At 34.2% G+C, this 9806-nt stretch carries 11 protein-coding genes and 1 tRNA gene; 4 read left to right on the top strand and 8 right to left on the bottom strand.

Features of this window, described 5'->3' with window-relative positions:
* On the bottom strand, positions 1-650 hold a 650-nt coding region (locus tag M0Q17_RS09125; RefSeq protein WP_295086137.1), incomplete at its 3' end, for a response regulator.
* Positions 651-742: 92 nt separating this feature from the next.
* On the opposite strand from M0Q17_RS09125, the gene rsmH reads away from it, so the two are divergent.
* The 4 genes from rsmH (at position 743) to M0Q17_RS09105 (ending at position 5211) form a co-directional block, all read left to right on the top strand.
* Positions 743-1678 carry a 16S rRNA (cytosine(1402)-N(4))-methyltransferase RsmH gene (gene rsmH, locus M0Q17_RS09120; protein WP_295086135.1) on the top strand — a complete coding sequence of 312 codons (936 nt, stop codon included), beginning with the start codon at positions 743-745 and terminating at the stop codon, positions 1676-1678.
* Positions 1668-1946, top strand: a complete 279-nt coding sequence (locus M0Q17_RS09115) for a hypothetical protein (RefSeq protein WP_295086133.1) — start codon at positions 1668-1670, stop codon at positions 1944-1946. Before rsmH ends, M0Q17_RS09115 begins: the two co-directional genes overlap by 11 nt.
* Before the next feature lie 9 nt (positions 1947-1955).
* Positions 1956-5090, top strand: coding sequence for an efflux RND transporter permease subunit (locus tag M0Q17_RS09110; protein ID WP_295086131.1), 3135 nt, complete (start codon positions 1956-1958; stop codon positions 5088-5090).
* A gap of 44 nt (positions 5091-5134) precedes the next feature.
* Positions 5135-5211 (top strand) — tRNA-Ile (locus tag M0Q17_RS09105).
* 28 nt (positions 5212-5239) lie between these two features.
* Here M0Q17_RS09105 and M0Q17_RS09100 read toward each other — a convergent pair.
* The 7 genes from M0Q17_RS09100 to M0Q17_RS09070 all read right to left on the bottom strand — a co-directional run bounded on the left by M0Q17_RS09100 (position 5240) and on the right by M0Q17_RS09070 (position 9696).
* The gene (locus tag M0Q17_RS09100; RefSeq protein WP_295086129.1) at positions 5240-6346 is read right to left on the bottom strand and encodes a site-specific integrase; all 1107 of its coding nucleotides are present in this window, start codon (positions 6344-6346) and stop codon (positions 5240-5242) included.
* 56 nt (positions 6347-6402) lie between these two features.
* A complete protein-coding gene (locus M0Q17_RS09095) occupies positions 6403-6633 on the bottom strand; it encodes a hypothetical protein (RefSeq protein WP_295086128.1) in 231 nt (76 codons plus the stop codon).
* Positions 6630-6875: a hypothetical protein gene (locus M0Q17_RS09090; RefSeq protein ID WP_295086126.1), complete on the bottom strand. Its 246-nt coding sequence runs from the start codon at positions 6873-6875 to the stop codon at positions 6630-6632. The genes M0Q17_RS09095 and M0Q17_RS09090 overlap by 4 nt, the downstream gene beginning before the upstream one ends.
* Before the next feature lie 11 nt (positions 6876-6886).
* On the bottom strand, positions 6887-8455 hold the full coding sequence (locus M0Q17_RS09085) for a DnaB-like helicase N-terminal domain-containing protein (protein WP_295086124.1): 1569 nt from the start codon (positions 8453-8455) through the stop codon (positions 6887-6889).
* 12 nt (positions 8456-8467) lie between these two features.
* On the bottom strand, positions 8468-9019 hold the full coding sequence (locus M0Q17_RS09080) for a hypothetical protein (protein ID WP_295086123.1): 552 nt from the start codon (positions 9017-9019) through the stop codon (positions 8468-8470).
* 9 nt (positions 9020-9028) lie between these two features.
* The gene (locus tag M0Q17_RS09075) at positions 9029-9349 is read right to left on the bottom strand and encodes a hypothetical protein (protein WP_295086122.1); all 321 of its coding nucleotides are present in this window, start codon (positions 9347-9349) and stop codon (positions 9029-9031) included.
* A gap of 170 nt (positions 9350-9519) precedes the next feature.
* Positions 9520-9696: a hypothetical protein gene (locus tag M0Q17_RS09070; RefSeq protein ID WP_295086120.1), complete on the bottom strand. Its 177-nt coding sequence runs from the start codon at positions 9694-9696 to the stop codon at positions 9520-9522.
* Between the last annotated feature and the right edge of the window lie 110 nt (positions 9697-9806).

The following is a 9806-nucleotide window of genomic DNA, read 5'->3' as shown; positions in this document are numbered from 1 at the left end:
TTGTGTATTTTTTGAGACTCCTCGCCTGTAGTATAAATGTATAAAATATCATAAAGAGCGTCCATCTTTAGAGGCTTTTGAAGATGTGCTTCCATTCCCGCTTTTAGCATGTTTTGAATGTCATCCGTTGCTATGTCGCCGCTTAGAGCAACTATTGGAATGTGATTGTATTTTGAATCTTCTCTAATGAGTCTTGTGGCTTCAAATCCGTCCATTATAGGCATGTGAACATCCATAAATATTACTGCAAAATCACTATCGTTTTGTAGAATATTGAGGACTTCTTGACCATCATTCGCGATAGTTATATCTATGCCTGAAGTTGATAAAAGTCCGGTAATAACCTTTTGATTTATTATGTTGTCTTCGGCAATCAATACTCTTGTGCCTTTAAAAATGGCAAAATCATCTTTAGTAATTTTATCATGTGGTATAAGTTCTCGTTTTTTTATGATAGCAAGTGCTGGGGTGGTAACCTCTTTAAGAAGCTCTTTAGACTCCTCTTTGGCTTCAACTTTTTCTTCTTTTTTTTGAGTAGAATAAGTCTTATGATTTCGAAACATTTTTATGAAAATATATATAACTATAAGAGTTGCCGCACTAATAAATCCTATAAATATTATATAATACTGACTTATGAATGTCTGCATATTTCCACTCTTTTTTGCTTAATCATACACTAATAAAAATTAAACTTTACAAAGTTAATGTATAATTATAGAAAAAATAACATAGGGTTTAAATGCAGAATATTCCGCACGTTCCAGTTTTATATACGCAGGTACTAGAAACGTTTAGCGATATAAAAGAGGGGATAATTATAGACTGCACAATGGGCTATGGCGGTCACTCCTCTATGATTTTAGAAGCAAACCCGCATGTAAAAGTTATAGGAATAGACCAAGACCAAAGCGCCATAGATTTTTCAACCTCAAGACTTGAGCCGTATAAAGATAGAGTAGAGATTAAAAAAGGGCGTTTTTCCTGTGTAATAAAAGATATCCTCAAAGAACATGATAAGAGAGAGATTAAAGGTATTTTGGCAGATATTGGGGTTTCGTCACTTCAGCTTGATCAAAAGGAGAGAGGATTCTCTTTTTCTAGCGAAAATCTTGATATGAGAATGGATAAAGATGCTCCTCTTAGTGCAGCGACGGTTATAAATGAGTATTCAAATAAAGAGCTACAGAGGATTTTGCTAGAGTATGGCGAACTTAGAAACTATAAAAAGATAGCCTCTTTCATAGTAGATAATCGCCCTTTTTCTTCTGCAAAAGAGCTAAGTGAAGCCATAAAACACCTGATGCCCACAGGGAAAAAAATCCATCCCGCAACTCTTCTTATGCAGGCGATACGCATAGAAGTAAACGATGAACTAGGGGAGTTAAATTCACTTTTAGACACAATAGAAGAAGCAAGGTTTTCAAATACAAAGATAGCAATTATCTCTTTTCACTCACTTGAAGACAGAATCGTTAAAAACAGGTTTAGTAAGTGGAGAGAGAACTGCATCTGCCCAAAAGAGGCTATGAGATGCACATGTAGCAATGATTACTCATACGGAAAAATTTTAACAAAAAAACCTCTTACGGCAGAAGATGAGGAGCTAAGGGCAAACTCTCGAAGCAGAAGCGCAAAGTTAAGAGTTTTTGAAACGGATATACAACTTGAGCGCTAAGACTGAGTTACTAGATGAGATTGATTTAGTTCTAAATCCACAAAAAGGCGTAGATTTAAATCATCTTTTGTATGTTTTGCTTACTATTGCACTTGTTTGCATTGTCATCTTTCCAAAAATATATATTCAGCAGCAGATATATTATAAAAGCAGAGATATATCAAAACTCAAAAGTGAGTACGACACTCTAAAAGAAGAGAATAGACTCATAAAAGGCTCAGTTGAGTCCATTAGATTTAAGAACCAGATACTCGACACACTATTTTAAAGAGGTCTAATGATTCGTCGTTTTTTAGAGTTTGCGATAGATAAACCGCTACTCAACCATATTTTACTTGCATTTATTTTTGCTCTCTCCATATTTGCTTATATAAATATTCCAAAAGAGATATTTCCTCCCATGAATATGGATAAAATCGCCATTAGTGGCGGCTATGTCGGCACTTCTGCCGATGTGCTTGACAAGATGGTTGTTAAAACCATAGAGGATGATCTGCAAAATATAAGTGAACTTGATATCATAAAGACAACTATTAAAAATGGCTCTTTTTCTATCATAGCAGATATTAAACCCGGTTCTGACAATGTGAATGTTTTAAATGACGTAAAAGATATAGTAAGCGGCGTAAAAAAAGATTTGCCCTCAGATATGTCAGAACCCATAGCAAAGATACAGCTGCACAGCTTTCCTTTGGCTCTAGTGGCACTAGCTGGAGATAGACCGAAAGAGGAGCTACTTCAAAGAGCAGAGGAGCTAAAGAGTGAACTTAGTAAGCTTAAAGATTTAAGCGATATTACAATTCGTGGTGATGCCGAAGAAGAGCTGGTTATAAAGATTGATGAGCAAAAAGTTTTGGCGTTTGGACTACAGCCCGCTTTAGCCGTAGAAGCACTAAAAAATATAAGCTCTGTTTTTCCCATAGGAACCATTAAAGATAGAGGTTCTCATCTCTATATCTCAACATATAACGGCGAAAAAAGTAAGATAGACATTGAGAGTACGGTCGTAAATGTGGGCAGCCTAAGAGTTCGCATAGGCGATATTGCAGATGTCTCCTTTAAGCTTAGCGATGAGACGGAACTCTCTCACTATAACGGGGTAAGAAATGTATCTATAAATATTACAAAAGCAAAAGAGGGAAATGCTATAGAGCTTGTCAAGCAGGTAAGAGTTCTTTTAAAAGAGAGTGAAAAACTTCATCCTGAGCTTCAGTATGAAATATATACAGATACTTCAATATGGATTAAAAACCGTTTAAATACCGTTTTTACAAATATGACCTTTGGACTTATGCTTGTATTTTTAGCAATGCTTATATTTATAAATCGCGGCATAGCTTTTGTTGTTGCTATGGGAATTCCTCTTAGTTTTATGATAGGACTTATTGCTACCGAGATTATGGGCGATAGCTTAAATATGCTCTCTCTTCTTGGAGCGCTTATAGCTCTTGGGATGCTAGTTGATGAAGCAATTGTTGTTGCCGAGAATATATACAGGCATCTAGAAGAGGGTATGGATAGAAGAGAAGCAGCCATCCTTGGCGCACAGGAGATGTTTCCGGCAGTTTTAGCGGCAACGCTTACAACTGTTTTTGCATTTTTACCTATGCTTTTACTTACGGGCGAGATGGGAATGTTTATAAAAATAATTCCTATCATGATAACAGTCCTGCTTCTCTCATCACTTTTTGAGGCATTTTACTTTCTTCCGCTTCATGCACATGACTTTTTAAAGGTATCGCATAGTGAGAGTTCTACGAAAAAAATCTGGAAAAAACTCTCCTCTTGGCATAATAGAGTTCTTCATTTTGTCTTTAGAAAAAAGTGGGTCTCCTTGATAGTTATGATTGTAACTATTTTGTCTTTAACGACCGTTATGATTAAAAACTCCAAATTTCAACTCTTCCCCGATTTTGACACGACACAGGTTTATGTCTATGGAAAGGTAAATATCAACAATGAGCTTGAAGATACAGAAATGATTGTAACCGAGCTTGAGAGGGAGCTTTTAAAAAATATCAAAGGCGATGATATCTCATCCATCACATCGATAATCGGCTTTAAGCTTGATGCTAAAAATATGGCTGAGACGGGAGAACATCTTTTTCATATCTTTATAGATTTGAGTGAACGTGCTGCGGATAATGTTTTTGATAAATATATCAGCCCATATCTCTCAATCGAGTACGATAAAGATATCTTAAAAAGACAAAGAGATGCAAGAGATATAGCAAAAGAGGTGCAGAGAGTTATAGAACCCTTTAGAAATCTTAAAGAGAATGGGAATATAGTCTATGAGGAGCTTGTTGTCAAAGTTCCCGGAGCAGGGGTAGTAGCTTCAGATATTGAGATAAGCCTTAGTGCAAATGATGAACAAAAAGCTTTGTTGGGCATAAAAGAGTTAGAGGGTGCGCTAAGAACCATCGAGGGTGTAGATAATATCTCAAACGATGCAACTCTCGGCGAAAAAGAGCTTAAACTTCGTGTTAATGAATATGGACAGCAATTAGGCTTTAATGAGCAGTATATATCCACAGAGCTAAGGGCATATTATCTCAAAGGCGAATACGGCAAAATGTTCAATGAAAACGGGCTTGTGCGTATAAAGATAGAAAGCAAAATAAAGGAGCAGATAAACTCTATAGATAGAATAGAAATTCAAGTTCCCTCTAGCGATACTTTTGTTTTGCTAAAAGATGTTTGTGACTTTATAATGACTCAAGGATTTGTGGCTCTTCAAAAAGAAAACGGAGTAAGGATTAGAACCGTAACCGCATCAATAGATAAGGATATTGCTACCTCTGCTGAGGTTATGAGTAAACTTGAGAGGACATTCTCAAAATTAAATAGCGAGGGCTATAAGCTTGAAATAAAGGGAGAGGAAAAAGAAAATGCCAAAAATAAAAGAGAGTTGATGCAGTCCGCATTTATAGCAATCTTTTTGATTTTTATAACGCTAGTTTGGCTTTTTGACTCCATAAAAAAATCTCTCATCGTTATAAGCACAATACCGCTTGTTTTACTCGGCGTCCTGTTTGGGCACATGGTCATGGGGATAAATATAACGATGCCCGGAATGATAGGAGTCGTAGGACTAGCAGGCGTTGTAGTTAATGATGGACTTATTGTAGTAAATTTCATAAAAAATGCAAGAAATACAGAGCAACTAATGAAGCAGGCACAAACAAGATTAAGACCGATTTTACTGACATCGCTCACAACTGTTTTAGGAATTAGCACATTGATATTTTTTGCTTCAGGGCAAGCTATGATACTTCAACCAATGGCAGTATCCCTTGGATTTGGAGTAGCATGGGCAACTGTTTTAAATCTAATTTACGTGCCACTTATGTATGCAGTAGTTTTCAAAATTAAAGATGTTGAAAAATCAGAAAAATCTAAGGTGAGCTAAAGTATAATTCCGACCTACAAAGCAATAGCTTCTCTAGAAACAGTGGGTTCTTAGCTCAGTTGGTTAGAGCCCTCCGCTCATAACGGAGTGGTCGAGTGTTCGAGTCACTCAGAACCCACCACTTGTTTTAGGCACTTTCAAGCATTTTCTTAGATTCTTGCTTTTAAACTGTCACCTAAACTGTCACTATTATTCTTAAATAAATCAATACTAGTATCCACTTTTAAATGACTGTCTTTTATAAATCCGGCGTAGTTTTTCATTATCATTTCAGGTGAAGTATGACCTACTATAGCAGCAATTTCCATGATTTTGAATTTTTCACTATTAAGCATAGCAGTTATAAAAGTATGTCTTGTGCTATATAGTTTTCTATACTCAATCCTGCAATCCTTAATGAGCTGTTGCCATCTTCTTTTAAAAAAAGATACATCTCTTATAAATTCTTTGTTATAATCAAAAAGATAAAGAGATTGACTTAACTTTTTTTGATTATCAATAAATGGTTTTATTGCCTCAAACATTGGAATATCTCTTATGCTTCCAACTGTTTTAGGAGTAGTTATACGACCCTTTGAGATAGATCTCTTAATGGTAATCCTATCGTTTAAGATATCTTGATGCATTAAACCAAGTATCTCGCCGCTTCTCATACCAGTATGCAGTGCTATACCAAGGTAGTTTTTAAGCATTTCATCTGATTTTTCAAGTAGCAACATAACTTCATCTGCCGAAAATGGATAAATGGACTCTTTCTCAGACGCTTTAAGCATTATACCTACTGCTACATTTTGATTTATAACTGCGGCATCCATAGCAATGTCGAGAATACCTTTGATGCAAGATAAATAATCTTTTTTGGTCCTGCTTGTAATATTGAGTGATGCTAAGTACTCTTTGACTGCCAATCGAGTAATCTTTGTAACCTCAAACTTTCCAAAAAAATCTTGCACTTTTCTATAGATATAAATTCTGTTATGAAAACTTTTATCGCCTTTATGATCTTCCAAATATTTTTCATAAAAATATGAAAACTTCTTGCTCTCAAATTTTTGCAAAGATATTTCGTTTTGTTTACGAGCTAACCAAGCAGGCAGATATCTAGTCTGCATGTATTTTAGTGTTTTTTCTATTTTAAGGATTTTTGTACTTTCCTCAAAGGTTTGAACATTTTCATTTTCAAAGAACACTTGGCATCGTATGTACCAAAATTTTCTACTGCTTCTATCTAAAATAGAAGCTTTTATGTCTTGCACTTTGCAATCTCCTTTCATGGGAGATTTATTACTTACAATTAACGGCATATTATATACTATGTACGATTTAAGAGTTCTTGTAGCTCTGAATCAGGATTTTGGTTACCTCTGAGCCAATCTTCAAGAGCTTTTATATCCCAAAGTACTGCTTTTTTGGTTTTGGAGCTGTTTGGAGGTATAAAAAAATGCACTCCTTGTATAAACTCTTTGTTTTTTCGTGAAATAAAAAAATCTTTTGATAGGTCGAAGATATTTGATAGGTTTTTCTCTTGAATATATTTTTTCATTTTAGTATCTCCAATCTTTCTACACTTAAATCAAGTTTATCATCTGAAATATGTACTTTTAAATCATATTTTTCAAACTCTTTTTTCAGAGTTTCTGCATAAAATGGATAGTTTTCTTTACCTCTAATCCACCATTTTGGATGTATGCCGTATCTTTGTTTAAAAATGACAACTTCATAAATTCCATTTCCGTAAATAAGTCGCTCAATCTCTTTTGCATCATTGAGGTTTTTATATTTCATATTTATACTCCTTACAAAGTCGGCATTTCTATTTTTTCCCGCGGGAAATTTTCAACAATAGATAGATTATTAAGTATTTTGGGGTTCTCGGAGTTATCGGAGTTCTCGGAGACAATAGCAGACTCTTTATAAAGCCCTAAATCAGGGGTTCTCGGAGTTATCGGAGTTCTCGGAACTAAATCTTCATATATTGTCTCGACAACTTTTGATTTTGTAGCGGAAGTTTCTATGAGAGAGTAAAGTTTTTGATTATTACGATCTCCTCTTTCAAATTTCCAAAGCTTACCTTCGTTATTTTTTATAACTTTACTTGCTTTTTCTTTATCGTATCCTAAATCCGTAAGATTTTTCCAACACTCTGACCACATTGGTTTGCTACGAGAAGATTTTAGGTACTCAATAGTTTCATTTATCATATCATCCAACTCTTCGGTTTGTTTTGCATACTCAAGGTCTAATTTTGTAAGAGTGTGCTCAAGAGCATTATAAGTAAAAGCCATCTCATGCAGATCTCCGCTTCTGGCCTTAAATGGTTTGAGTATCAGAGCGTTTTTGTCATCATTTCTTGTCAATTTAAAAGCATTGGATGCATCTTCTTCAAATGCTGATGAACCTGCATAATCACTTTCAAAATCTTTTTGTTTTTTATTTTGATGATGTAAAAATATTACAGTAGCGCCGTTGTTTCTAAGTGTTTTTAGAATTTCCATTACAGGTGAAACATCTTTATTTTTATCTCTGTCACCATTTATAAAATTTTTAATAGAGTCAAAAACTATCAATGAATTTGTAAGGTCCATTTTGAGCAGCGTTTGGACAATCTTCCATAAGTCGCTTTTGGCCAGTCCTACAAAATATCTAAAATTATTGCCATGCTCTTTTTTCAGATGATGAATGTTTCTGTCTTTTAAAGTAGATGCACTGTTGTCACCGTCTATGTAGTAAACCTGCTCTATAGTCTTATGCTTGAGCATCATGTTTGCGGCAGCAACGCTAAGTAAACTTTTACCGGTTCCGGGGCGAGCAGATATCATGGTAATTTCATTTTTGACCAAAAAGTGATCCATAAGGTACTCAAACTTAAGATCTTCTATTTTTGCAAAATCTATATCAAACCTGTCAAATACGCTCTCTATATTTTTATCATTCTTTTTAAATGTGGTTACGCTATCTATATTCTCAAGTTCAAATTTCAAATTTTGCAGTTTATCTATAACATCTAAGTCAAATTTATGCTGCAAATTAAGAGAAAGTTCATGTATGCGCCTGGAGATTGAATCTTTTTTGACTTCTTTTGCATAGATAGAAGTATTGGAAATAGGATTTGCCGCAAGAATAGTAAGCATTGCCTCTTCATCAAACTTTTTAGCTTTACGCTTTATAAACTCTTCATCTATAGGCAGGTCGTTTTTATACAGATATTGTATAGTAGAGTAAATATCTTGATGCGCCTGGAGATAAAAGTCGTCATGATTTAATACTCTTTCTATATCCGGCAAAAGCTGAGGATTAAAAAGAATAGAGCTAAGTAAGCTCACTTCAAAATTAATGTTGTATATGTTATAATTTTCTTGATTCATTTGAATACGTCCTTATGCAAAAGATAGCAGCGTTCGCCCGCTGCTATCTATCTTCATGATATTTTTTAAATACTCGATATGCTCTTGTTGCTCTAAGCTTTGTTTTTCAAGCTTTTCTCTCTGAGTTTCTTCTTCTATCAAAATATCAAGCAGGTCGTCTTCATAAGCGTCATCGAAATTGTTTATTAGCTCTTCTTTTATGCTTCTCTTAATACAGTTTTTATATCTGTCGTCAAATAGATTTTTGATGTTGTTTGCAACTCTTTGAACAATCTTTCTTATAAGATCTAGGTTTTCAAAGCTGCAGTTATTATTTTTACAAAAGAGGAAACCCTTTTTCTTCTCCAAAATCCTAACTACTTGTTTTTTAGTTACTTCAAGGGCAGTGCCATAAATATCGTCATAATGTAATCTTTGCACGACAAAGTTATAGTTTGTCTTTTGTAATATTTTTGCAACATCTTCTTTTGCCATTTCAAAGATCATTGAATTATCTTGTAGAACATCATTTAAAATATTTTCGCGCGTGTATTTTTCTGCTATAGTTTTTTGCCAACACCACATTAAAATCTCCTAGCTTGCAATTTTGAAGTTTGTATTTAAATAATCAAAAACTTCATCGGGATTGAAAAGTCTTATCTTATTGTTTATGTAAATATGAGGTATTTTGTTTTCACGGACAAGATGCTCAAATCTCTGTTTTGGAATACTAAATGTCTTTTCAGCTTCTTTTTGCATCTCTGTTTTTGTTAGTAGTCTTTTTTTTGGAGAGGTAATCTTTTTTAACAATCTCTCTATTAGCTCGTCCTTTGTACTAGATTCCTTTATTTCTTTTAAAAGTTCCGTATCTAAAGAACTAGCAAGTTCTTTATTTAATAAAATCTCTGTTTGCATAATTGTTTTCCTTTTTAAAAAACTTATTGTTGAAGTAGTTGAGATGTCTAACTTTTAGTTGCAATTAATATGATTTGCACTATAATTTTTTATGAATTTTTGAAATTCGCCGATTGTTTTGATTCCTTGTTCAGCCGCTAAACTTGCAAGGAATTGAAACTGTTTATACTTCATGTACTAATCCTCACTTTATTAAAGCCGCCTAAAGCTCTCATGCCGTCAATAAAACCAATCATCTTAGGTTGCACTTTAGTTTTGAACTCTTCATACTGCTTTTTATTTCTTTTTTCATTGCGAAAAGCTTCCCTTGCTGCCGCTATTACTTCATTGTAGCTTTTGTATATCATCAAGTTTCCTTTTTATACTTTCATCTTCAATACTTCAACAATAAATTTTCAAATAACTTTTTCCCGCGGGAAATTTTTAGAGTTTTTACTCTAAAGTATTCTTATGTAGA

The sequence above is a fragment of the Sulfurimonas sp. genome (genome assembly GCF_023229105.1).
GTDB lineage: Bacteria > Campylobacterota > Campylobacteria > Campylobacterales > Sulfurimonadaceae > Sulfurimonas.
Note: the sequence above shows the minus strand (reverse complement) of the source record. Positions and strands in the feature narration are given on the sequence as shown.